The sequence below is a fragment of the Xenorhabdus sp. SGI 60 genome (assembly GCF_056632175.1).
On sequence record NZ_CP196860.1, the window covers coordinates 1471626 to 1494417 of the forward strand.

Here is a 22792-nt window from a genome sequence, read left to right on the forward strand (position 1 = left end):
AGGTAATTTAATACTTACAGTGTTAGACAGCAAAACCAAATAAAGGGGCACAATAATGTATAAAATTGATTATAATTCATATCGTTCAACCAAAAGTTTTAACAGACGTTCCCGCTTCTTAGTTATGCACTATACTGCTTTGAACTTTGAGAAATCTATTCAGGCGCTGACCGGGGAACTTGTCAGTGCTCACTACTTGGTTCCAAACCCAGATGATCCAACTTACCAAGCTGCTGGATTTGATAAAGTTCACATATTCAATTTGGTTGATGAACTTGAAAGGGCCTGGCATGCAGGAATAAGTTATTGGGATGGGCGAGAAGGGTTGAATGATACATCCATAGGTATTGAGATTGTGAATGAGGCCAGTGATGATGGTGGCGTTTTCACTTTCCCTCCTTATCACCCTGAGCAACTTGCAGCAATCAAAGAGCTGGCCATCAATATCTTACAACGCTACCCGGATATTAAACCGACTCATGTTGTAGGGCATTCAGATATTTCATGGCAAAGAAAAACCGATCCAGGCCCCTCTTTTCCGTGGAAAGAACTATATGATGCGGGAGTTGGAGCATGGTATGACGAAGAAACTAAGCAAAAATATATTGAACAATTCGGGCATTGCCTGCCTGATGTCACCAAGATTTTAGAAAAGTTCAAGCGTTATGGTTATGACATCACAGGGGCAGAAAAAGAAGAAAATTTTCAATCTTTAATTAAAGCATTTCAAATGCACTTCCGTTCGTCACATTATGATGGTGTATCAGATATAGAAACCATCGCCATTTTATATGCCTTGGTTGAAAAATACTTTGATAATAAATCCTGATTTCTGATGGATATCAAATTGCAGCTCATTAATTGGGTTGCAATTTGGAGTTTATCGAGTATAAGACAATATAGCTCATTGTTTCTCCCCACGAAGCGGGGAGAAATCAGGTTTCATATCATGTTGTAAATTGCAACTTGAAGTTTAATGCGTTTATGCAGAGATCACACGTGTATGATTAATGCAATGCGCTATGATTTTGTAAAGATAGACAAAATATAAAAGACCAAATGTAATAAAAGAGAGAATAGCCCAAATCACAACATATCCAATTATTTGGACTAAATTAATCTCACAATTTAATTTGCCTATAATTTGTCCGCTATCTCGATCGATAACATGTGTTTTACTAATGATAAATCGAGTCATATAGTAGGGAAACACGAAGGCACCTAACCCTAATGTCAATAAAATAATCAGGAACCAGATGACGAGATGTAAAATAATCTCAAGTATCCCTAATTCTGATTTTAACTTCAGACTGCGAAAGTCCATCGAATTCTCCTGATGTTTAGATAAATACGGCAAGCCAGTCAGTATAGACATTTCATGAACACTATGCCTTCATTTTGCTTTTACAGGTTGCCGCTTTGTTGGCTGTTCTCCCGCCTGATAACATATTCAATAAATTGGCTGTTATCTAAGCTACTGAAGGATGTTGCCTTGGCGCAGTATTGCGACTTGAAATTTATTAGGCATATAAGACAAATTTTTCGGAACAGAACTTCAATGAATAGCGTGTAAATAATGGAATAGACAAGAAAGCATTTACCTTAAGGCTGTAGCGACGATAAAAAAGCCAGTTTTGGACTGGCTTATTTTTATATTGAGCAGCTCTTACATAAAACGAGTTGCTGATAACCGGATAACAACGCAGTGTACATTTGAGAGGAAAGATTTTACAGATTTCATGATGATTTCCTTTGCCGGTTATAAATTGTGATTTACTTCACGAAAATCTAAATTCTGAGAACAATTTTATGCTCAAAAGCAAAAGAGTCAAGATATTTATTAAATTAATTTTTAAGAATTAAAAAAATTTTGTATAAAATAATAATTTATTGATATTTAAAGTTTTTTTTCATTTGTTTTTTTGTGGATGCTTTATCGCTCAGTATAATTGTAGCTTTGCTGATTGTTTTTTCATCTAAACTTGATTTCTAGATTGTTTTTTAGACCAAAATAATCTTGGTGCTCAATCTGGTAGCGGGGAAAATGAATGAAAATCAGTGAAAATGGTATTAATAAACTTAAAAGCTATGAAGGCTTGAAATTGAAAGCATACCCAGATCCTGCCACTGGAACAGCACCGTGGACAATTGGATATGGTCATACAAAAGGAGTAGAGCCTGGACAAGTGATAACTACGCAACAGGCTGAGGAATATTTACATCAAGATCTTATCCCTGTTTATGCCGCCATTCAGCAGTTAGTTAAGGTATCTCTAACACAAGGGCAATTTGATGCTTTATGCTCGTTTATTTTCAATTTAGGGATCGGTAATTTTACTCATTCAACATTGTTGAAAAAATTGAATACCGGTGATTACCAAGGTGCAGCAAAAGAGTTTGTGAAATGGGATCGTGCCGATGGGAGAGAGTTAGCAGCTTTGCGTATGCGAAGGGAATCTGAGCAAAAAACATTCTTATCGTAACATGATCAAATAAATATTATGGTGATTTTTTAGGCTATCAGGAATAAAAAATAGAAGTCTAATCAGATTATTACTAATAGCCTAATAAATAAACGACCAATATGGTAAGGACGTAATCCTGTGAATAAACACTTAATCGTAAAATAAATAACTAAATCTCTGATGTACCATGTTGTAATACAACACGATAGCCATCGCTATCTTCGAAAGTTTTTCCGCTTTTATCCCAATAAGGATTATAAGAAGGAATGAGAATAAACCCGGCATTTTGCATTGATTGTACGTGCTCTTGCCATTCAAGTTCATCTTCTATATAAAATACTAATAAATTATCTTTAGTTGGGGCTTTACCAACATGTGTATTGTGGTGATGAGTAAATTCAAGATGCCAGGAATGGTTGGGATGCCCTAGCATAATACCATCAAAACCATCGTGATCTTTGAATTCTCCTAGTATGATGAAATCTAAGCCGTGACAATACATTTCTGCAATTTTAGTAAGATTATCTGTTGGTCTGGCAATCCTAAGAATTGTTGATTTTTTCATATTTTTCTATATGTAGAGTTGTTTTGGGTGAATATATCTTATCTGAAAAGCATTTTCATTTCTTTAGGAAAAGTGCTGGTCATTTACCAGCACTTTTTGTGCTCATATAATATTTATAAATAAAATGTCAGTTTAATTAAAAATATTATTTAATATCAACATCAATAACTTGATAGAAAGCATTGGTGGTATCAGCAATTGTCCACACGCTGAGAATAACATGATAGCCTGAGCGATCGGGAATATCACAGTTCAGTGAGACAGTTTGGCCTGGCCTTTTTCCATCATCAAGGCGCTCACAGAAGGGTTTTAGATCAAATTGTGCACGTGTTAGAGGTTTATTTGGATCCCAGCCAGGTTTGGTAATATAGAATTGCCATGAAGTGGTGCTATGCCGGGCTGTTATTGTCCATTTAAATTGGTTGATTCCTTTATTGATAGTGACATGATGCCAGCGGTCTGTACTTTGTTCATTGAGTTGTTTGAATTGACCAACACCCCCACTGGCGATTTGTCCATCTGGTGGCCCCCCTTGTGGGAAGCCTTTGGGGCCTTCAACCGATTGTGGTTCATACATGACAGGTCCGCAGTTTTTATTGATGCCTTTTTGGCATAAAAGTGCCCTGCTTGGCGGTGTGTCGACATATCCATGATTTGAATCTGGTTCAGCAATACTAGAGAATGGGATAGCACCAAAGGCCGTTAATCCTACTAAAAGTAGAGACTTTTTAATATTCATAATGAATTTCCTATTTTTTCCTTACTTAACTGTAAAATAAGTGAATTTACTTTCTTATTATTATATTAATCACTAATGAAATTTAAATTTCTTATAATGGAAATGCACAGAAATATTTATAACAAAATTATATAATTATAAATACTTAATTTATGATAGAGGTATGCCAGAAAGATATAATTGTCGTTTACTCTGACGCGGTTACAGACAGTAGGAAACATTCGTTTTATAAAATTTTCAACGACAAAAATCCCTCCCTGAATCCAGGGAGGGGAAGAGCGAAATAAGAAGCAAATGAGGGTGTACTAAATTAAGTAGGATTTTAAGTACACATAGATAAGGTAGCTCCAAATGGAAGAATATGCAATAAACCAAACTTAAACAAAAAGTGAGGGTAATAAAATCAACATAGGGTTAGATATATGATTAAAGCCAAAACCCGGGTGCTTCTGTCGTCGCTATTGGAAATAATGCTGAATATTTCGTAGAAAATCATTCATTAGATTATGGTAATGATTCACCATTTGCAAAATTGGTAGAGCGTCAGGGAAAAATTCTTATGATTGGCGCTCCATATGAAACCATGAGTCTTTTGCACCATGCTGAACATTTGGCAAATATTCCCAACAAGCGTATTAGGAAAATGGAGATCCCACTATTGCAAGATAACCAAGTAGAATGGGTGATGTTAGAGGAATTTGATACTGTAGATCCTGTTTGTGAACGATTTAATCAAGATTATTTTAAAGATATCGTTGAACATTTTTGTCATGAACATTCAGAGGTTATTATTAAAGGCACTATTGGAGCGGCTAATACACTATTTGTGCCTGCTAAAGAGATATTGGATTATGCCGTACATTGGATGGAGAGTTATCGGTCGTAAAATCAATTCAAAAAATATATCAACGTCTACAAACTCACCTGACAACATCTTTTTTTGATCAAATGCAGCGTCTTTGGGTTCTGAAAATGTATATACCAATCTAACATCAGGATGCGTGTGATTTTTCTCCGCGAAGCGGAGAGAAATCACGTTTCATATAACGTTGTAAATTACAACTTGAAGTTTTATTCGTATAGAAAAGAATAAATAAGCAATTATTTTAATAAATTTTAATGTGAAATTTTCATCGGCCATTTTACCCCCATTTTGCCTCAGACAAATTTGAGGCATAAAAAAACCAACCGTAACAGGTTGGTTTTTCTAGGGAAATTTGGTCGGCATGATAGGATTTGAACCTACGACCCCCGACACCCCATGACGGTGCGCTACCAAGCTGCGCTACATGCCGATGACTTCTCTTATATTACCGTTTTTTATTTGTAAAGCAAGCCCCTAATTTAGTGAGTGTTTGATTTTTAAACGATTAATTTGCTAAAAATCGTTTCACTTCCGTTAATATCTGTAATAATTGGGCAAGGTTTGGTTTGGCATCCTGAATTTCATTACCCTCTAAATCATACAGATGATACTCTCCATCCTTGGAAAGATAGACAGTATTTTGGGCCATCGTAACAATTAATGAACCATTATCACCCGTAATAAGCCATGGATTTTCTCTTTGGGCATTAAAGAGATCCTCACCCTGGGAATAATCATCAGGAGAATTAGTAACGTGCAATAAACGGCGCATTAAGGTTGTCATGATATCTTGATGGCTGGTCAACTTATCGATAGTTTGTGCTGGAGTGCCAGGCCACTGAATTATAAGGGGAACATGGAGCTGTTCACGATTGAATTTGTCACCCGTAAACCATTTTGCTCTGTTATCTGCTGTTTCTTTACTCTGTTTAGCTGTAATCACAATGATTGTTTTATCTAAGGCGCCTTTAGTTTTCAGGGCTTCTAAAACATGGCTGATTTCAGTATCCAGCGCTTTCTTATCAAATTTACCGGAGGAAGGTACAAAACCATTAATATCCAGAAATGAGAACCATGGTGTGGAACCATTTCGTAGATCTAACCATTGGCTCCATTGCGTCACTGTTAAGTTATCGTTTTGTCTTTTAGCTTCTGGCAATGAATAGTCGGTCAGTATGGCCTGGCGATAAAGTGGTGTCTGGAATCCATCTGAAGAAAAGAGGCCAAATTGATATCCTTGATGTGTCAGGGCATCAATAAGTGCTGAGGATTTTCTGGCGTTAAGAATACCGTCCAGATAGCCTGATGATATGCCATAGAATAAACCAAACAATGCAGTGTCATCTTGAATGCCTGTACTGAAATGTTGAGTGAACTGGATATTGTTCTTCGCGAAATGTTCCAGAGTTGGCATATCATGGGTGATGGCTTGATGATCCAGCCCATCCACGACTAGCAGAAGTAAGTTATAACCGCGCCCAGTATCCTGATAAGATAAATTATTCAGCGGATAATTGACACTCAAGGCTGCGGGATTGCCTTGTTGGTTAATGCGGCGTTGAAATTCTTGCTGATCCAATAGGCCATGTTTTTCAAGGAACTTACGGGCGGTCATTGGATAAGAAATTGGTAAGTTTGAGCGCTGCATGGTAATCGGACGGTAGAAATTGGCATCTGCCCAGATATACATGAGATGTGAAGCGACAAAAGCAGTAATGAATACTGCTGCCAGTGGTTTACCAAATCGTTGACGGCTCAGGCTACGTAACTTTTGCCAACTCCATGTGCCAAAAAGCATCTGTATTAGAAAAATCAAAGGAATACAGATGAACATCAGTTGCCATTCTCTTGCTAATTCACCTTGTTCCGGGTTGGTGACTAAATCCCAAACCAATGGAGTTAAATGCAAATGAAAGCGAACATAGATGGAGGAATCGAATATTAGTAGTGTTAAACCTGCCGTTGCCAACGTGGCCGAAAGAAACCTCATTAGCCGCTGAGACATAACAATAAATGTTAGCGGAAATAAAATAAGTAAATAGATGGCAAAGACAATGAAACTGAAATGACCAAGCCAACTGACCAGCGCGTAGATGCGACCAAACAGTGAACCCGGCCAGTCAGATGCGAATAGATAGCGACTGCCCAGCACAAGACTGAACATTATGTTGAACAGTACGAACCAGTGTCCCCAACTGATCATTTGAGAAACTTTTTCGCGGTAATGCTGACAGCTAGTCACCATATTTTCTTTACGTCAATGTGTTAATAAAGATTAATGCGCTTTATCTTCGTTGACTGAAGATTGCAACGCGTGTGCAAACGAGTCTGCGATCTGTCTGCGTTGTGCAGGAGCAATACTCGTATTGATCAAATTTGTTACCATATTACCCAAAACCATTAAGGTCAGGTCAGTTGGAGTATGATCTTTCTCGAAAACATTTACTAATTCAGTTAATAAATGTTCAACTTTTTCATCGCTATAGCGAGATGTCTGTGGCATAAATCAAATATCCTGGATGTACAAAGCCCCATATCTTACCGTATAGAGGGGGGATTTTCTGCTTTTTTTATGACAAATTAACTCTCTGCTGCCGGAGTTGTTGCCAATATTGAATATACTGCCTCATTTTACTCTTTGATATGTAGGCTGTTGACCATTAAATGGTGAGTATTTTTGTCAATTGGGTTTTTGGTTGCAGCAGAAAGATAACGATGTTTGAATACGCCGCTAACCGCACGGCCCTATATGGCCAACGCTGCAAAAGGAGTATAAATAATGAGTCTGGAAATTACCCAGATTGCGCTACACCGGTTGATTAAACGTGATGAACAGACGTTGGAAGTAATTTTGCGTGATGCTTTGCTGGATACCAACCAAGTGGTTGAAGCGATGATGGCAGAGCTGCATCGTGTATATAGCGCGAAAAGTAAAGCTTATGGTTTGTTCAATGAAGAAAGTGAGCTGGCGGGATCACTTCGTCATCTACGTAAAGGAGATGACGATTTTCTCGGATTTAGTCGGGCTGCAACTGTTCGCTTGAAAGACGAGTTGTCAAAGTATCCGTTCGCAGAAGGGGGAACGGTGCTGTTTTGTCAATATCGTTATCTTGCTGTGGAATATTTACTGATTGCAGTTCTTAATAGTTGTAACAGCACGTCCGTCAACGATGAACTCGATGTCAATACGACGCAATATCTTGATATTCCCCATGCTGATATTATCGCAAGAATTGATCTGACTGAGTGGGAAACCAATCCTGAATCCAGTCGTTACCTGACGTTCTTAAAAGGGCGGGTAGGGCGCAAGGTTTCAGACTTTTTTATGGATTTCCTGGCTGCCAGTGAAGGCATGAATACCAAAGTCCAAAATAAAGGTTTTTTGCAGGCTTTGGATGATTATTGTGAGTCGGCACAGTTGGACCAAAATGAACGCCAGGCTTATCGCCAGCAAGTTTATGGTTATTGTAGTGAACAGTTACAGGCGGGCGAGGAAATTAAGTTACAAGCGCTATCCCAGGAGTTACCTTCGTTGGGTGAGCAAAATTTTCAGCAATTTTCGCAGGAAAAAGGCTATGAACTGGAAGAGAGCTTCCCAGCCGATCGCGGAACGTTACGCCAATTAACAAAATTTGCAGGTAGTGGTGGAGGATTAACCATTAACTTTGATGCCATGTTGATGGGAGAACGAATTTTTTGGGATCCCGTAACAGATACGCTGACGATTAAGGGAACGCCACCGAATTTGCGCGATCAATTGCAACGTCATGGTGGTGGTAATCGCTAGTATTGGCCACTGTGAAAAAACCAAGTTGTAAAAATAAATAACGCCGCAATTGCGGCGTTATTTACTCGGCGTCCCGATAAAAGCTCGACTGTGGCTAATTAAGCACGCAGGAAATCGATGTGCGTCAGTTTAGGTTTAAACGGATGACGCTGTACTGCCTGCACTTTAACTTTAGTTTCTTTACCATCAACAACCAGGGTCAGAACTTCGTAAAATTCTGGCTTACTTTCTTGGTTGATAACTGCATCGTGATCCAGTTCGATAGAAACTGGTTCTTGGTTACCACCATAGATGATTGCTGGAAACTTGTTAGCTCTACGCAGGCGGCGGCTCGCACCTTTTCCCTGCTCTTTACGTACTTCTGCATTAATAGTTAACATTATTTTTTCTCTGTAAAAGAAGAAAATAAATCCTGCTACAGGCGACCCAGCAGCAGGTTCGATACTTGGCTTAACATGAGTTATTACGTTAAGCGGGCGGCATTCTAGCGAAAAACCGATATGACAGCAAATAGAAATATGCTTTCCGGTTGGTGAGTGGATAGCCGGTTTGGCATATTTAGTACAAATCATCAGCCCGTCTAAATCGCCCTTGATAGTCAAAAACCTTTTCTCTAATTTGCCAAAATTGTCCTTTTTTACGCGCGACAACAAAATCAGGATGACGCAATAAAGGAAATTGATTAGCAACGTCTGTTGCTGTTTTCCAGCGAAAAACGGTTCCTGGTGCACGCTGATGCTGGCGAAGAAATTGCAGTTCAAATACTCTCTTTTGGGCTGGGGTCGATAAACGGAACAACTCAGATACATCTGCACCATCTTCGTCGTAATAGGTGATTTTGAGCCATTCTCCTTTATTGTCGTGACCTGGTGTTAGTTGCATGCCACCACAACGTAGCACCAGTGCATCTTTTAGTTTTAAGGCTGCTTTCAGCATATCATCGGGATCGACGAGTACTTCTTCACAACGATGGCAGCGTCGGGCCGCGATATCGTTTTCTGCACCACAATGGGGGCATGATTTAAAACGGAAACGAAAATCACATTGTTGACGTTTCCCATTTTCGTCTTCTTCCCAACCTTGGCAGCGTCGCCCAAAATGCTCAACGATCTCTCCATCTGTCGTGCATATTCCCCAGAAAGTATTGGCAAATTGGCAGATAGGGCAAAATACCTGAACGGGCTGGCTTTGTGAGTTGGGTTTACTATTACCGATTTCAGGCGTGTAAAGATCGTGGGGATTGCCAGCATAGTCCAAAATCAGGCAATCTTTTTTGTCAGGAAACAAACGTAAGCCGCGCCCGACGATCTGTTGATAAAGACTGACAGATTCTGTAGGACGCAATATGGCGATTAAATCAACATGGGGAGCATCGAATCCTGTTGTGAGTACAGCAACATTGACCATATAGCGGAGTTGCTGTTCCTTGAATGCCGTAATTAAGTGATCCCGTTCAGATGGTGGGGTATCTGCGCTGACTAGTGCGGCTTGTCCTGTAGGCAGCAATTGGAAGATTTCTTTGGCATGTTCGACTGTCGCGGCGAAAATCATCACACCTTTTCGATTTTGTGCATATTCAACGATCTGTCTAATGATATGAGGGGTGATACGTTTTTGTCGTTTAAGCTCCCGATTTAATTCCGCTTCATTGAATATCCCTTGTTGGCTGGTTCGTACCTGACTGAAATCATATTGCATTACAGGCATGTCCAATCTTTCTGGAAAAACCAGAAAATGATGCTTAATCATATAACGCAATGGGAGATCATAAATACAATCGCGGAAAAAACAGTGATCGTCACCACGGATCATACCATGATAATGATATTGATATATCCAGCCAGCGTTGAGGCGATAAGGTGTTGCAGTTAAACCCAATATGCGGATTTGAGGATTGTTTTTTCGAAGTTGCTGGATGATTTGTTGGTATTGGCTGTTTTCGTCATCGCTGATGCGGTGGCATTCATCGATGATTAGCAGAGAAAAATGGTGGTCAAAGCAATCCAGGTTGCGGGCAATGGACTGAATGCTGCCAAAAACGACTTTTCCTGCACTTTGTTTTTGATTTAGCCCTGCGGAAAAAATATCTGCATCCAATCCATAAGCACAATATTTGCTGTGGTTCTGCGCAACAAGTTCTTTGACATGTGCCAGTACCAAAACACGGCCATGAGCCAGCTTTGCCAATTCAGCGATGACAAGGCTTTTTCCTGCCCCTGTTGGCAAAACAATAACGGCGGGATCTCTGTGCTGGCGAAAATAGCGAATAGTTGCGTCTACCGCTTCTTGTTGATAAGGACGTAAAGTAAAAGCCATTTTTATGTTACTGTCACAAATATCAGGTAGAAGATAATTGCTATAGAGAATAACATTTTTCATTGAAGCCTGCCGTCGAGAAATAACTCGTTATTATTTTTCTAGGATCAGGTGGGCTATAACGTGTAGCTTATTGTTGCTATAGTTACTGGCATGATAATTTTTCTATGAATTATCTGTTTAATCTTGTATCCCAATAGTGGCCTTGAAGTTGTTCGTAATATCAAGGACATGTTCATATGTGTTTATTTTTGTCAGGTACATCTATTCATGCGATTGGATAAATTTTTATCACAACAATTAGGTATTAGCCGCAACGATGTGGGGCGCGAGTTGCGGGCAGGGCTAGTCACTGTCGATGATGAGATCATCAAAACAGGGGCCTATAAATTGAAGTCCGACCAGCAAGTTGCCTATGATGGTACGATATTGCAACAACTCAATGGTCCACGTTATTTCATGCTGAATAAACCCCAGGGATATGTATGTTCGACAGATGATCCGTCAAACCCGACAATTTTGTATTTTGTCAATGAGCCTGTGGCTCATAAATTACATTCAGCAGGGCGTTTGGATATCGACACAACAGGATTGGTGTTGTTGACTGATGATGGTCAATGGTCACACCGTATAACATCCCCCAAACATCATTGCGAAAAAACTTACCTTGTGACATTGGAATGCCCGGCGGCTGAAGATACCGAGCAAAAATTTTTGGCGGGGGTGCAGTTAAATGGGGAAAAAAAACTGACAAAACCTGCACAACTGGAAATTATCGAACCTCAACTTGTTCGTTTGACTATCAGCGAAGGGCGTTATCATCAAGTAAAACGAATGTTTGCCGCAGTAGGAAATCATGTTGTTGCGCTTCACCGGGAGCGAATTGGTGAAATTTGTCTCGATCCTGCATTGGAGCCAGGGGAATATCGGGCGCTGACTGATAATGAAATCAACAACATATAGATATCAATCCCCTTAATTTTTATCCTTCAATTGATTCAGGAGTAACTGCGTGCAACAACAGCGTTCGTCCTATTTGGGATTAGTGTTGATCCTTGGTTTGCTTTCTATGTTAATGCCATTGGCAATTGATATGTATTTGCCGAGTATGCCAACGATCGCTGAGAGTTTTGGTGTCAGTGATGGTTTGGTACAAATGACGCTGAGTAGCTATATTTTAGGCTTTGCTATTGGTCAGATGATTTATGGGCCAATGTCGGATAGCTTAGGGCGCAAGCCGGTCATTTTGGGGGGGGTCATTGTTTTTGCCATCTCTTCTGCTGCCTGTGCTTTGGCACAAGATATTGATACCTTCATTTCCATGCGTTTCTTACATGGATTTTCTGCTGCGGCTGCCGGTGTGGTTATCAACGCTCTGATGCGTGATAGGTTCACAAAAGAGGAATTTTCCCGCAGTATGTCTTTTGTGACATTGGTGATGATCATCGCACCTTTACTGGCTCCCATGTTGGGTGGGATGTTGATGGTATGGTTTAACTGGCATGCTATTTTCTGGTCGATTGCTCTGGTTGCAGTCATGACTGTTGCCCTGGTGGTTCTCTTCATAGAAGAGACATTACCTAAAGAGAAAAGGCAGACGTTTAACTTAAAAACGACTGTAAGACAGTTCGTCATGCTGTTTCGGCAACGCCAGGTACTGTGCTACATCTTAGCGAGTGGTTTCTCCTTTGCTGGAATGTTCTCTTTTCTCAGTGTTGGTGCATTTGTGTACATCAAACTGAACGGTGTACCTGCACAGCATTTTGGTTACTATTTTGGGCTGAATATTATTTTTTTGTTCATCATGGCAACTATCAATAGCCAGTGTGTACGCAAATATGGCCCATTAAAAATGTTGCATATTGGGCTGTTTGTTCAATTTGTCGTGGGATTATGGTTACTGTTTAGTACCCTGTTTGATCTGGGATTTATTTCTCTGGTTATGGGGGTTGCCATTTATATCAGCGGAATTTCCATGATTACGTCTAACACTATGGCGGTTGTGTTGGACGATTATCCCCACATGGCCGGAACCGTTTCTTCACTAGCAGGAACCATCCGTTTTAGTATTGCTGCATCGGTGGGCGCTATTTTGTCTTTATTGCCTGAGAAGAATGCCTGGCCGATGGTAGGCTCCATGGCATTATGTGTGACATTAGCAATGATGCTTATTATCTATGCACGCAATAAGTCGTATAAATAATCAGCATCATAAATAATCATGTTCTGAGAGTAATCAAGCTTAGGTATAAAATATTTTTAGGGGCCATCTGCCGATATGGGATGGCCTTTTGTCTTTCCTAAAGTACTCTGAACCTTTGGAGGGTTATTGATTAACCTGATAAACAGGAAATATCGAGTAATTATCAAAAAAATGTAGGAAATTTTTAATATTATCATATCCAGCCAGTGCTGAAATGTTGCTTTTTTGTTAATTTCTCATAATAACTTCATGACTATGGAAGGTTATAGGGTTGTCATTATTTAACCTATTGTAAATAAAAAGATTGTGGTTTTATTGGCTCATTGGTAATGTTTGAAAGAAACAAATATGTAAATAAATCTTGAAGTAAAGGTTGCTGTTTTGCATAAAAATAAGTTGAATTTTTTACCTAAACAGTATAAATATATATAAAATGCGAGCTGAATCGCACTTTTTTTAAAGCAGGAAGTGAAGTAAGTGCGGTAACCTAATTTTTATTTTAACCTTTTATTTACTTTTTTGTTGGATGGTTATTCGGTTTTGACGAATCGATAATCTACAGCTGGTGGTTAGATGTATTAATGTTGTTTCTGATAGGAATGATACGTGAATAATATCCAACTTTCGGTAGTACACAGACTGCCGCAAAGTTATCGGTGGTCAACTGGCTTCGTTGGTACAAAAGTTGAGATTTTACCAGCAGAAGAAACAGATTCAGGAAATAGCCTGATGGGGCTGAAATTATTAAGCCATGAAGGCGAAGAAGCACGGGAAATTTTGCATGTTATAAATCAGTCTATTGCTGATATGCAGATACCGAGTGCTGTGATTGAATGGGAAGGAGAACCCTGTTTGTTTTTTGCTAAGGAAGATGAGAGTGCAGTGATATGTCGTTTAAAGACGTTAGGCGCTGCAATTGCAGAAAATATAACTGCGCTGTATCCACTATGATTTTACCCATTGATAAAAAACGCTTCTTAAATGGAAGCGTTTTTTTAATGCTTGCAAGGGAAAATTTCAGTAATAAAAACGTTAGGTGTCGGTCAAACCGAGGTTTTTATGTTATCAGATAACACTCGCCTTGCACCATAATAGCGTTTACTCCAGTAAGTATCGGTCAATTTAGAAACGATAACCCCATTACTGGTTGAAGCATGGACAAATTGATTATTGCCAATGTAGATACCAACATGGCGCCTGCGAACCCCTGTCTTAAACAGTACCAGGTCGCCCGCCCGCAATTTAGAGCGACTAACGGTTTGTCCTATATTTTGTTGTTCTGATGTGGAACGTGGTAACTCCATACCAAATTGATCATGAAAAGTACGTTGCACAAAAGCAGAACAATCGATACCGCGTTTGGTATTTCCACCAAGCCGATAGGCCACACCTTTCCAGTCAGCGTATTGATTGAGTATCTTAGACTTGATATCTAACTTATTGACCAGAGTTTCAAATTCATCCTGAGATGCTTGCAGTAAATAATGCTTTCCAGTGTTTACTGCATGCGTCTCAGTTTGTTTATTGCGTAGGTTAGAATCTGGTGAACTACATGCGGTCAGTGTTATTGCCGCTATAATTGCGGGTATCAGCCGCAAGATGTATCTCAGTGTTGGTTTGGATTTAACCATTTATTGATTTTTCCTTGCAGTCCTTAACGTGACTTATCACCACCATGAAAACACTAAATGTTCTAAAGCCTAGTCAGAATAGGGTGAATTAACAAATCTTCTGTCCATAAAGTGTGCGAAGAAACACATTTTATTATTATCTTTACAAAACATATTATTTTAATAAACAGGACGCAGGAAAGATTACTGAAATCATGAGTAAAAAGCGAGAGACAAAAAGAGTTCTTTACAAAAAATCAGATTAGGAACTAATAGGTTAGAATGGTTTGTTGCTATTTTATACTGTTTTGATAAATATGAGATGATATTGAGGAGATAACAGCTATCTCCTCAATATTATGAGCTTAATTATCGCGTCTAATATGCGGTAATTTCTTGTCTAGCCATGTTGCCATAATATCACTTAATGGGGTTAGCAATATCCAGCTCATGCCGAGCAATGTTAAAGATAAAGAGCCTACGGCAATATCTGTAAACCAGTGAGCACCTGCCATAATACGGGGAAGAGCAAAAGCGACCATAATCAGTAGAGCAATGCAGAATGCACTGCGGGAGATATAACGCAGAATGAAGCTGCTGAAAATTAAGAGCATTAAACCGTGATCACCAGGGAAACTGTCTTTGGAGGAATCTTTTGTATGCCAACTGGTCATTTCGTTTATGCGATTAACATTTTCAAATGTCAGCGTTGGACTTGGGCGGCTGACGGGGATTTGATGGCCTATTTGATTAATGATAACGGCAGAGATAAGCATCACTAAACCAATCATGAAGAGTCGTCGCTTGCCAGCGTGATCTTGTTTGTGAAATGCGCTGTAATAAAGTAAGCCCATGCATAAAAGTGATATGACATCGAATGCCCTAACATTCACGATAGCGACAAATAGGGAAAATTTCGAATCTGGTAATAATTTTTCATTAAAAAAATAAAAGATAGCGGAATCAATATGGAACCAAAAGCCGTGATTCTCAGGCAAGTACCATGAGAGGAACAGGGCAATACCAAGGATATTGAGAATAAATATAGCGAACGGGTGACTGCGAGTCATGAGATACCTATTTAACACGTAAAGTGGAGTTTGGTAGACAAATTAACTTGGAAAAGGACTATAACAAAATTTATGAGAAAGCGTAATCACCATCAGATACTGTGGTTAAGGTGTGGTTATATCAGTATATTTGTATAGTTCACCGCTAAACTTTATTGTTGTCAAATGTGTAAATAGTTTTATGATATCGAAAAAATAGCTAAATCCCCACGGCAGTACCGATAATATATATTTGATGCAATGTCGGCACCTGACTATTATTAAATAACTACCAATTGATTTTATCATATTCTAACTTATTAGAATATTATATCGAATTGTGGTTAAAATTAATAAAAAGTATAAAGAAAAAGTTTCATTTGACGTTATATCGTTATATAGCAGAGCGTTACACCATTATCTGGTTTTCAAATTGGCGCGGGCTAAAGTTGAAAAAAGATAATAACACGTGTAGTGGAGGTTGAATGCTTATGTTGCGAATGTTACGAAAAATGACGACTTTTTTGTTCATGTCTTTATCTTATTATCTTGTAATGGTGAATTCTTCATCATCCTCCAGTTCTGGAACTATTTACTTTCATGGCGCTATCGTTGAGTCTCCATGCCAATTTAGTTGGGATAAAGAGCATACTGAAATGGTCTGCTGGTATAATGGTAAACAGTTAATTAAAGAAAAAAACATAGAATATCAAAAGGATAGTAAGTCTCCGTTATCTATTGTAAAACATATTGGAACAGAAGAAATAAAATGGGTCGGAAAAAATAAGGAATTGGGTATTGTTACTATAACTTATCATTAAATGTTACATGAAAGTATAATAATTATTTATTTCAGATAAATAATATAATATAAAATAAAATCAATGAACTTATCTGTGATTGAGTTCAAATAATGATTGTTAATAACAGTTTCGTTAATTAATCAACAAAAATAGTTTGCCTTTTTTTTAATTAAAAAATTACTTTTGATATTAATCAATAAAAGTTCTCAATGTCGTATTTTTCTCACGTGAAATAGTTATTATGGAGATGAAGGAATAAAAGGTAGCTGAGTTTTAGTTAATGGAAAAACGAAAGTGAGGTAACCATGAAAAATTATCTTAAGCTGTTAATGAGTTGTTTATTGGTTTCATGGCTTTCTTATGGATATGCTGAATCTAAAGGAGGAGTCATTCGGTTTTCAGGTGCGATTGTTGATCCAGGATGTCAAGTTGTTATATCAAACACTCAAGCCAATATCTCTTGCTATCGATTAGGTAAAAATCTCACTGTTAAACAAATTATTTCAACTCACAAAACGAAAGGCGATGTCATGCTTCCTGGTAACATAGGGGTTTCCAGAGTGAAGTGGACTGATAATCAGAAACGTGTGGCAATTGTTAATGTGGATTACTTCTAACTTCAAAGACGATGAGTTGTTCTTTGCATCAAGTGTTATTTTCGTCAAAAGAGCAACTCATATTTAAGGATAAAGAATTAGTCACAACGTCCCATATAGCGACGCTCTGCAATATGAATGCGGATTTTTTCACCAGAACTCAAGTATTCAGGAACTTGAATAGTCAATCCTGTACTCATTTTCGCCGGTTTAGTGCGAGCACTCGCTGATGCACCCTTAATACCTGGTGATGTTTCTTCAATGACCATATCAACAGTCTGTGGTAATTCAAGCGCTAACAATTGCCCATCCATTGTCAGAACCTGCATGCCTGATAAACCTCCTTCGGGAATAAATAGCAGTTCTTCTTCGATTTGATCTTTTTTGAAGTGGTAAGGGGTGAAATCTTCGTCATCCATAAAGATATATTCATCACCATCAATATAGGAAAAACTCACGCTACGGCGGGTCAATGTGATGGTTTCAAGAATGTCATCACCTTTGAAACGCTCTTCCACTTTCTGACCAGTACGAATATCAGTAAAACGCATCTTATATAGCGTGCTGGCACCGCGTGCGCTGGGTGATTGAATATCGATGTCTTTAACTAATAATAGCTTTCCATTGTAGTTGATTGCAGCGCCGCGCTTAATTTCATTGGCTTTAGCCATAGATACCTTCCGTAGAAACAAGGAAATAGTGGAATGAATATTTAAGTGGCGACAAAATTACTCGCAGTTGGCCTGTTAGGCAAGAGGTGAATGAATGCCCCAGTAAAAATACTGGGGCGGAAGGAAAACATTAACGATAAACTGGCAACAAATCAAACAAAGAGAGAATGTGTGCTAGCGCATTTATCAAACCGAATAGGATAACAAAGACAATCAAAAAATTACCGCCCGGTGCCTGATAGCTGGATGTCGGGAAGCGTTTACGGCTTGCTCGAGCCATTAAAGCAGGAACAATAACTGCCCAAATGGTTGCTGCCAGGCCAGCAAAACCAATAGCATAGAGGAAACCGTTTGGAAAAATCAGTGACAATGTCGTTGGGGGAACGAATGTAATCAGTGCTGTTTTAAAACGACCATTGCGTGTATCGTCAAATCTAAAGCAGTCTGCCAGATAATCAAACAATCCTAATGACACGCCTAAGAATGAACTCGCCAGAGCCATATATGAGAAGGTATTTAAGAATTGAGTTACTGTCGTATTATCAGAAGTATTATCCATCTGCTGCAATAAGTTACCAATATTACCGCCATCAGCAATGATTTGCTTAAAGGCTTCACGTGGAATATTTCCCTGAATGACGTACTGCCATAAAATGTAAATCGCTAACGTTATTAATGTCCCGTATAGCAAGCAGTGTGTGACGGCTTTACTGTCTTTATGGTAATACTTAACCAGCCCCGGAACGTTGCCATGATAGCCAAATGAGGCCAGCAAATAAGGCAAGGAGATTAAAGCATAGGGTAAATAGTCTGAATTAGTATTGGTTTGATCAAATAAGATGTCTGGCCCAACTTCGGTAAACATACCACCGACAGACATAATAAAGGTAATGACCATGCCGCCTATCAAAATAGTGCTTAAGCGATCTACTGCTTTAGTCGATACCCAAACAATAAAAGCAACGATAAAGGCAAAACATAAACCCGATATTGATTGAGGTAGGGGAATAATGCTCTCGATATTGTGAGAAAGTATTGAGCCACCTGCTGAAATATAAGCATAGGTTAATATATACAGAACGAAGGCAATAGATAAGTCATTGAGAGAACACCAGCCTTTGCCTAGTAAATCCTTTGTAACAGTATGGAAACTGGAACCAGCAGGGTAATTCATATTAGCTTCCAGAATCATCAGACCAGAGAAATACATACATGTACAGGTATACAACAGCAAAATGATTGATCCTGTAAACCAGACACCTGATGTGACAATCGGAATGGAAAACATACCTGCGCCGACAGCTGTACCGGCAATGATCATAGCGCCACCAAATATAGAGGGGCGTTTCAAATTTTGCGTTACCTCAATGGTCATATAGACTCCCTGATGAATGGTGTTACCTTGTACTAGCGCAACGATACATAAATAAATTATATGTGTAAACAAATAATTAAGAAAATATATACAAAGGTAGGACAGGTTATCTGAGAAAACCTGCCAGAAGGGAGTTTGGTATTAATTTGCGCAATAGAATTGCGCTTTTTGCCATAATTTGATGGCATTACGGCTAGCCTCAAAATGAGGTTCGGGGAGATAGTTAGGATCACACCACATTAATTGTTCACACTTCTCAGGTTCCATTAATTGAGGCTCACCTCCGGTATACTGTGCCAGCAAACAGACTGAAACTGTGTGCTTTCCTTCCTCGCGATAGGTTTCGAGATTATTGCAAATACCATAAACTTTGGGGTCTTGGATTGTTAGGCCAATTTCTTCTTTGATTTCACGAATCGCGCACTCTTCAAAGGATTCGCCGGGATCAACATGACCACCGAAGATTGACCAGTATGGCGCATGTTGGCTGGTACGTTTTCCCAGCAGTATTTCGCCCTTATCATTGATGATGATGACACCCACTCCAACAACGACTGACATTGATATATTCCTCCGGCTGGTTACTACTTAACTTTGGTTCAAATTGATTTTAGTCATCTAATAAGAAATTATTCCGTTGCATATTCTTACTTTTAGATTGCATTAACACAATGATCAATCGGGCAGTAATTTTAACTGAAACGATTCAATTTTGATGTTATAAATAACAGATAAAACTTAATATTACTTATGACTGTTTATTCAGGAGATACCGGGCAAGATGAGCCGCCGAGTTGCCACAATTACCTTAAATCCAGCTTATGATTTAGTTGGCTTATGCCCAGATATTGTTAAGGGAAATGTTAACCGTGTACAGACGGCAGGGCTTCACGCTGCTGGTAAAGGAAATAATGTTGCAAAGGTCCTACGTGATTTAGGTATTGATGTGACTGTCAGTGGTTTTCTGGGACGAGAGAATCAGGAAGGGTTTCAACAGTTTTTTAGCGAAAACAAGATGGTAAATCGTTTTCATCTAGTCTCTGGGCGAACGCGGATTAATGTCAAGCTGACTGAAAAACAGGGTGAAGTGACAGATTTCAATTTTTCTGGTTTCCATGTGACAGAAGAAGAATGGAATCGGTTTGTCAGTGATTCTCTGACATGGCTGGGGCAATTCGATATGGTTGTTGTCAGTGGTAGTTTGCCCGAAGGAATTACAGCAGAATCATTTGCGGATTGGATGATGCAATTACGACAGTCTTGTCCCTGCGTTATTTTCGACAGTAGCCGTGAAGCGCTTGTTGCTGGCCTTAAGGCATTACCTTGGCTGGTAAAACCCAATCGCCATGAATTGGAGATTTGGGCGGGTAAACCATTGCCGGATTTGGATAGCGTTATTGATGCAGCTCATGAATTGCGCAATAGAGGGATCGCCCACGTTGTTATTTCACTGGGAGAACAAGGAGCATTATGGGTCAATGCCTCTGGTTCATGGTTGGCAAAACCACCACATTGTGAAGTGGTCAGCACAGTTGGGGCAGGGGACTCTATGGTCGGAGGATTGGTTTATGGTTTGCTGATGAGAGAATCCAGTGAACACACATTGCGCCTGGCGACCGCAGTTTCTGCGCTTACGGTTAGCCAGCCGAATGTCGGGATTAAAAGCCGCACTGAACTTGCATCAATGATGGCGAAGATCGAGTTAATTTCAGTCAGGTAATTAACTTTGCTGGGATTTTAGCCAGGCAATTTCTTCAACCCATATGTCTGGATTGATCGTTTCAAGAACCAGAGGAATACCATTGAAACGGTCATCTTTCATGATATAGCTGAAAGGTGTTTTACCGATATTGCCTTCACCAAGGCTGTGATGTCGGTCAACACGGCTGGAAAATTCACTTTTGGCATCGTTTAGATGCATGGCCTTAAGATATTTGAATCCAACGATTTCATCGAATGCCTTGAAAGTCGCATCGCAATCTTTTTCAGTGCGCAAATCGTAACCAGCCGCAAAAGCGTGGCAGGTGTCAATACAGACTCCAACTCGGGTTTTGTCTTCGACACTATCGATAATTGCCGCCAGTTGTTCGAATTTAAAACCAAGGTTAGTGCCTTGTCCGGCGGTATTTTCGATAACGGCAGTGACACCTTGTGTTTTATCCAAAGTAATATTAATGGATTCCGCAATACGGGCGAGGCACTTATCAATGTCAACTTTGTTGAGATGGCTGCCCGGATGGAAGTTCAGCAGGTCGATGCCTAACTGTTCACAGCGCTGCATTTCATCAAGGAACGCTGCACGGGATTTTTCCAGACCGTCTGTTTCAGGATGTCCAAGGTTAATTAGGTAGCTGTCATGAGGGAGAATTTGTCGGCTATCATAACCGTAACGTTCACAGTTCGCTTTGAATTGATCAATAACTTCTGTCGATAACGGCGGGGCATACCATTGGCGCTGGTTTTTCGTGAACAAGGCAAATGCCGTTGCGTTTAATTCATGGGCACGGATCACGGCCTGATCAACACCGCCCGCAGCACTCACATGGGCTCCAATAAATTTCATCTTATTTTCTCCTGTGTTTTCGTCATTATGGCATTGTTCACCTGATTGATAAAATTTTGGCAGCAAAAGTCAATTTAATATTCTTTCATTCTGAATTAGCGCAATAAATGATGGATGCCTTGATTGACGATTAATCCTCCCACGACTAGCCAGACAAACAAAATAAGTGCCAACAAAATGGGTTTAACCCCAGCCTGGCGAATAGCACTAATATGGGTGGTTAACCCTAACGCAATCATCGCCATTGCCAGCATGATGGTATCAGCAGCAACGATATGATTAACAAAGGATTTAGGTAATAGGTGAAAAGAGTTGAAACTCGCAGTAGCAATAAAGAATAAAGCAAACCACGGAATAGTGATTGGGGATTTTTGGGGATGGACATTACAATTTTTAATTTCCACGCGGCTGAGGTAGCTGGAAAGCAGTAATAGAAAAGGTGCCAATAGCATAACGCGGATCATTTTACTGATAACCGCTGCATTTTCGGTCTCGTTTCCTAACGCATGCCCAATCGCAACAACCTGGGCCACTTCATGAACAGTTGAACCCGAAAAAATACCAAATGTTTCCTGAGTAAAATTAAACCACTGGTAGTGGGCATTGAGTTGATAAATCCACGGATAAATAAAGATTGCCAGTGTGCCAAAAATGACTACTGTAGAGACGGCGACAGCAACTTTGCTGGCAGGGGCTTTGACCACGGGTTCTGTTGCCATAACCGCAGCGGCTCCACAAATACCGCTTCCTGCGCCGATTAGGATCACGGTTTGGTTATCCAGTCGAAAAAAAGAACGCCCAATCCATAGAGCTATAAAAAATGTTGAAGAAAGCATGATGACATCAATTAATATCCCGCTTGCACCAACATCTGTGATTTGTTGGAAAGTCAGACGAAATCCATAAAGGATGATGCCAGCTCGTAGTAGATAGTGTTTAGAAAAATGGATACCGCTATCACAGGTGGATTTTAAGAGAGGGTACAGTGTATTGCCGATAATCATCCCCAATAATATGGCAAGCGTCAGAACACCTAATCCCATATTTATAAACCAGGGAATAGTCCCGATATAGAGAGCGAGTGCTGTCAGGACTGCGGCCAATATAAGACCGGGAATTAATGTTAATGCGGTATTGGGGTAGGCTTTGGTCAGTTCCCTTGGTTGATTTTCAGACATAATGGCG

Annotated in this window: 23 protein-coding genes, 1 tRNA gene and 1 pseudogene; 10 read left to right on the forward strand and 15 right to left on the reverse strand. The window is 39.6% G+C overall.

Translation table 11 applies throughout. From position 1 onward, the window contains the following. Positions 1–55: 55 nt before the first annotated feature. Entirely contained in the window at positions 56–829 is a 774-nt protein-coding gene (locus ACSJJG_RS07110) for an N-acetylmuramoyl-L-alanine amidase (RefSeq protein ID WP_481088921.1), read from the forward strand. A gap of 153 nt (positions 830–982) precedes the next feature. On the opposite strand, the gene ACSJJG_RS07115 is transcribed toward ACSJJG_RS07110, so the two are convergent. Then, complete coding sequence (locus tag ACSJJG_RS07115; RefSeq protein WP_399477654.1) at positions 983–1375, reverse strand: DUF6693 family protein; 393 nt, start codon at positions 1373–1375, stop codon at positions 983–985. A 673-nt stretch (positions 1376–2048) separates the two neighbouring features. Between ACSJJG_RS07115 and ACSJJG_RS07120 the strand changes: the two genes are divergently transcribed. Next, complete coding sequence (locus ACSJJG_RS07120) at positions 2049–2483, forward strand: lysozyme (RefSeq protein ID WP_481088922.1); 435 nt, start codon at positions 2049–2051, stop codon at positions 2481–2483. Positions 2484–2634: 151 nt separating this feature from the next. Here ACSJJG_RS07120 and ACSJJG_RS07125 read toward each other — a convergent pair whose 3' ends face one another. Then, complete coding sequence (locus ACSJJG_RS07125; RefSeq protein ID WP_481088923.1) at positions 2635–3030, reverse strand: VOC family protein; 396 nt, start codon at positions 3028–3030, stop codon at positions 2635–2637. A 145-nt stretch (positions 3031–3175) separates the two neighbouring features. Next, on the reverse strand, positions 3176–3769 hold the full coding sequence (locus ACSJJG_RS07130; RefSeq protein ID WP_481088924.1) for a lytic polysaccharide monooxygenase: 594 nt from the start codon (positions 3767–3769) through the stop codon (positions 3176–3178). A 442-nt stretch (positions 3770–4211) separates the two neighbouring features. On the opposite strand from ACSJJG_RS07130, the pseudogene ACSJJG_RS07135 reads away from it, so the two are divergent. Next, a pseudogene (locus ACSJJG_RS07135) lies at positions 4212–4655 on the forward strand (AAC(3) family N-acetyltransferase); the annotation flags it as partial. Positions 4656–4987: 332 nt separating this feature from the next. On the opposite strand, the gene ACSJJG_RS07140 reads toward ACSJJG_RS07135, so the two are convergent. The 3 genes from ACSJJG_RS07140 to ACSJJG_RS07150 form a co-directional block, all read right to left on the reverse strand. Further along, positions 4988–5064, reverse strand: a tRNA-Pro gene (locus tag ACSJJG_RS07140). Between the two features lie 75 nt (positions 5065–5139). After that, complete coding sequence (gene yejM, locus ACSJJG_RS07145) at positions 5140–6879, reverse strand: LPS biosynthesis-modulating metalloenzyme YejM (protein ID WP_481088925.1); 1740 nt, start codon at positions 6877–6879, stop codon at positions 5140–5142. Between the two features lie 30 nt (positions 6880–6909). Beyond that, positions 6910–7137 (reverse strand): YejL family protein, encoded by a 228-nt coding sequence (locus tag ACSJJG_RS07150; protein WP_481088926.1) that lies wholly within the window; start codon positions 7135–7137, stop codon positions 6910–6912. Positions 7138–7413: 276 nt separating this feature from the next. On the opposite strand from ACSJJG_RS07150, the gene yejK reads away from it, so the two are divergent. Further along, positions 7414–8421, forward strand: coding sequence for a nucleoid-associated protein YejK (yejK, locus tag ACSJJG_RS07155; protein ID WP_481088927.1), 1008 nt, complete (start codon positions 7414–7416; stop codon positions 8419–8421). Between the two features lie 98 nt (positions 8422–8519). Here the strand turns inward: yejK and rplY are convergent, their stop codons facing one another. Together rplY and radD are read right to left on the reverse strand one after the other, a co-directional pair. After that, the gene (gene rplY / locus ACSJJG_RS07160) at positions 8520–8801 is read right to left on the reverse strand and encodes a 50S ribosomal protein L25 (protein ID WP_481090396.1); all 282 of its coding nucleotides are present in this window, start codon (positions 8799–8801) and stop codon (positions 8520–8522) included. A gap of 178 nt (positions 8802–8979) precedes the next feature. After that, entirely contained in the window at positions 8980–10737 is a 1758-nt protein-coding gene (radD, locus tag ACSJJG_RS07165) for a DNA repair helicase RadD (RefSeq protein WP_481090397.1), read from the reverse strand. A gap of 270 nt (positions 10738–11007) precedes the next feature. Here radD and rsuA point away from each other — a divergent pair, with 270 nt between their 5' ends. The 3 genes from rsuA (at position 11008) to ACSJJG_RS07180 (ending at position 13891) form a co-directional block, all read left to right on the forward strand. Beyond that, the gene (gene rsuA, locus ACSJJG_RS07170) at positions 11008–11700 is read left to right on the forward strand and encodes a 16S rRNA pseudouridine(516) synthase RsuA (protein ID WP_481088928.1); all 693 of its coding nucleotides are present in this window, start codon (positions 11008–11010) and stop codon (positions 11698–11700) included. Positions 11701–11749: 49 nt separating this feature from the next. Next, positions 11750–12940 carry a Bcr/CflA family multidrug efflux MFS transporter gene (locus ACSJJG_RS07175; protein ID WP_481088929.1) on the forward strand — a complete coding sequence of 397 codons (1191 nt, stop codon included), beginning with the start codon at positions 11750–11752 and terminating at the stop codon, positions 12938–12940. 606 nt (positions 12941–13546) lie between these two features. Next, entirely contained in the window at positions 13547–13891 is a 345-nt protein-coding gene (locus tag ACSJJG_RS07180) for a YejG family protein (RefSeq protein ID WP_481088930.1), read from the forward strand. Between the two features lie 92 nt (positions 13892–13983). Here ACSJJG_RS07180 and mepS read toward each other — a convergent pair whose 3' ends face one another. Continuing rightward, positions 13984–14571: a bifunctional murein DD-endopeptidase/murein LD-carboxypeptidase gene (gene mepS, locus ACSJJG_RS07185; protein WP_481088931.1), complete on the reverse strand. Its 588-nt coding sequence runs from the start codon at positions 14569–14571 to the stop codon at positions 13984–13986. A gap of 344 nt (positions 14572–14915) precedes the next feature. Then, the gene (locus ACSJJG_RS07190; protein ID WP_481088932.1) at positions 14916–15620 is read right to left on the reverse strand and encodes a phosphatase PAP2 family protein; all 705 of its coding nucleotides are present in this window, start codon (positions 15618–15620) and stop codon (positions 14916–14918) included. A gap of 464 nt (positions 15621–16084) precedes the next feature. Between ACSJJG_RS07190 and ACSJJG_RS07195 the strand changes: the two genes are divergently transcribed. After that, on the forward strand, positions 16085–16420 hold the full coding sequence (locus ACSJJG_RS07195; RefSeq protein ID WP_481088933.1) for a type 1 fimbrial protein: 336 nt from the start codon (positions 16085–16087) through the stop codon (positions 16418–16420). A gap of 287 nt (positions 16421–16707) precedes the next feature. Continuing rightward, positions 16708–17019, forward strand: a complete 312-nt coding sequence (locus tag ACSJJG_RS07200) for a type 1 fimbrial protein (RefSeq protein ID WP_074022102.1) — start codon at positions 16708–16710, stop codon at positions 17017–17019. Between the two features lie 77 nt (positions 17020–17096). On the opposite strand, the gene yeiP is transcribed toward ACSJJG_RS07200, so the two are convergent. The 3 genes from yeiP to ACSJJG_RS07215 form a co-directional block, all read right to left on the reverse strand. Further along, positions 17097–17669 carry an elongation factor P-like protein YeiP gene (gene yeiP, locus ACSJJG_RS07205; RefSeq protein WP_481088934.1) on the reverse strand — a complete coding sequence of 191 codons (573 nt, stop codon included), beginning with the start codon at positions 17667–17669 and terminating at the stop codon, positions 17097–17099. Positions 17670–17799: 130 nt separating this feature from the next. Continuing rightward, positions 17800–19044, reverse strand: coding sequence for a tryptophan permease (gene mtr, locus ACSJJG_RS07210; protein WP_481088935.1), 1245 nt, complete (start codon positions 19042–19044; stop codon positions 17800–17802). Between the two features lie 141 nt (positions 19045–19185). Next, positions 19186–19605, reverse strand: coding sequence for a nucleotide triphosphate diphosphatase NUDT15 (locus ACSJJG_RS07215; protein WP_481088936.1), 420 nt, complete (start codon positions 19603–19605; stop codon positions 19186–19188). A 220-nt stretch (positions 19606–19825) separates the two neighbouring features. On the opposite strand from ACSJJG_RS07215, the gene fruK reads away from it, so the two are divergent. Then, on the forward strand, positions 19826–20764 hold the full coding sequence (gene fruK / locus ACSJJG_RS07220; protein ID WP_481088937.1) for a 1-phosphofructokinase: 939 nt from the start codon (positions 19826–19828) through the stop codon (positions 20762–20764). On the opposite strand, the gene nfo is transcribed toward fruK, so the two are convergent. Both nfo and ACSJJG_RS07230 read right to left on the reverse strand, forming a co-directional pair. Then, positions 20765–21607, reverse strand: coding sequence for a deoxyribonuclease IV (gene nfo, locus ACSJJG_RS07225; RefSeq protein WP_481088938.1), 843 nt, complete (start codon positions 21605–21607; stop codon positions 20765–20767). A 95-nt stretch (positions 21608–21702) separates the two neighbouring features. Then, on the reverse strand, positions 21703–22785 hold the full coding sequence (locus ACSJJG_RS07230; protein ID WP_481088939.1) for a YeiH family protein: 1083 nt from the start codon (positions 22783–22785) through the stop codon (positions 21703–21705). Between the last annotated feature and the right edge of the window lie 7 nt (positions 22786–22792).

Bases quoted from the DNA above. Each gene is read 5' to 3' on its own strand.
- ACSJJG_RS07110 (WP_481088921.1), top strand. From the start codon at position 56: ATGTATAAAATTGATTATAATTCATATCGTTCAACCAAAAGTTTTAAC.
- ACSJJG_RS07115 (WP_399477654.1), bottom strand. From the start codon at position 1,375: ATGTCTATACTGACTGGCTTGCCGTATTTATCTAAACATCAGGAGAAT.
- ACSJJG_RS07120 (WP_481088922.1), top strand. From the start codon at position 2,049: ATGAAAATCAGTGAAAATGGTATTAATAAACTTAAAAGCTATGAAGGC.
- ACSJJG_RS07125 (WP_481088923.1), bottom strand. From the start codon at position 3,030: ATGAAAAAATCAACAATTCTTAGGATTGCCAGACCAACAGATAATCTT.
- ACSJJG_RS07130 (WP_481088924.1), bottom strand. From the start codon at position 3,769: ATGAATATTAAAAAGTCTCTACTTTTAGTAGGATTAACGGCCTTTGGT.
- yejM (WP_481088925.1), bottom strand. From the start codon at position 6,879: ATGGTGACTAGCTGTCAGCATTACCGCGAAAAAGTTTCTCAAATGATC.
- ACSJJG_RS07150 (WP_481088926.1), bottom strand. From the start codon at position 7,137: ATGCCACAGACATCTCGCTATAGCGATGAAAAAGTTGAACATTTATTA.
- yejK (WP_481088927.1), top strand. From the start codon at position 7,414: ATGAGTCTGGAAATTACCCAGATTGCGCTACACCGGTTGATTAAACGT.
- rplY (WP_481090396.1), bottom strand. From the start codon at position 8,801: ATGTTAACTATTAATGCAGAAGTACGTAAAGAGCAGGGAAAAGGTGCG.
- radD (WP_481090397.1), bottom strand. From the start codon at position 10,737: ATGGCTTTTACTTTACGTCCTTATCAACAAGAAGCGGTAGACGCAACT.
- rsuA (WP_481088928.1), top strand. From the start codon at position 11,008: ATGCGATTGGATAAATTTTTATCACAACAATTAGGTATTAGCCGCAAC.
- mepS (WP_481088931.1), bottom strand. From the start codon at position 14,571: ATGGTTAAATCCAAACCAACACTGAGATACATCTTGCGGCTGATACCC.
- ACSJJG_RS07190 (WP_481088932.1), bottom strand. From the start codon at position 15,620: ATGACTCGCAGTCACCCGTTCGCTATATTTATTCTCAATATCCTTGGT.
- ACSJJG_RS07195 (WP_481088933.1), top strand. From the start codon at position 16,085: ATGCTTATGTTGCGAATGTTACGAAAAATGACGACTTTTTTGTTCATG.
- ACSJJG_RS07200 (WP_074022102.1), top strand. From the start codon at position 16,708: ATGAAAAATTATCTTAAGCTGTTAATGAGTTGTTTATTGGTTTCATGG.
- yeiP (WP_481088934.1), bottom strand. From the start codon at position 17,669: ATGGCTAAAGCCAATGAAATTAAGCGCGGCGCTGCAATCAACTACAAT.
- mtr (WP_481088935.1), bottom strand. From the start codon at position 19,044: ATGACCATTGAGGTAACGCAAAATTTGAAACGCCCCTCTATATTTGGT.
- ACSJJG_RS07215 (WP_481088936.1), bottom strand. From the start codon at position 19,605: ATGTCAGTCGTTGTTGGAGTGGGTGTCATCATCATCAATGATAAGGGC.
- fruK (WP_481088937.1), top strand. From the start codon at position 19,826: ATGAGCCGCCGAGTTGCCACAATTACCTTAAATCCAGCTTATGATTTA.
- nfo (WP_481088938.1), bottom strand. From the start codon at position 21,607: ATGAAATTTATTGGAGCCCATGTGAGTGCTGCGGGCGGTGTTGATCAG.
- ACSJJG_RS07230 (WP_481088939.1), bottom strand. From the start codon at position 22,785: ATGTCTGAAAATCAACCAAGGGAACTGACCAAAGCCTACCCCAATACC.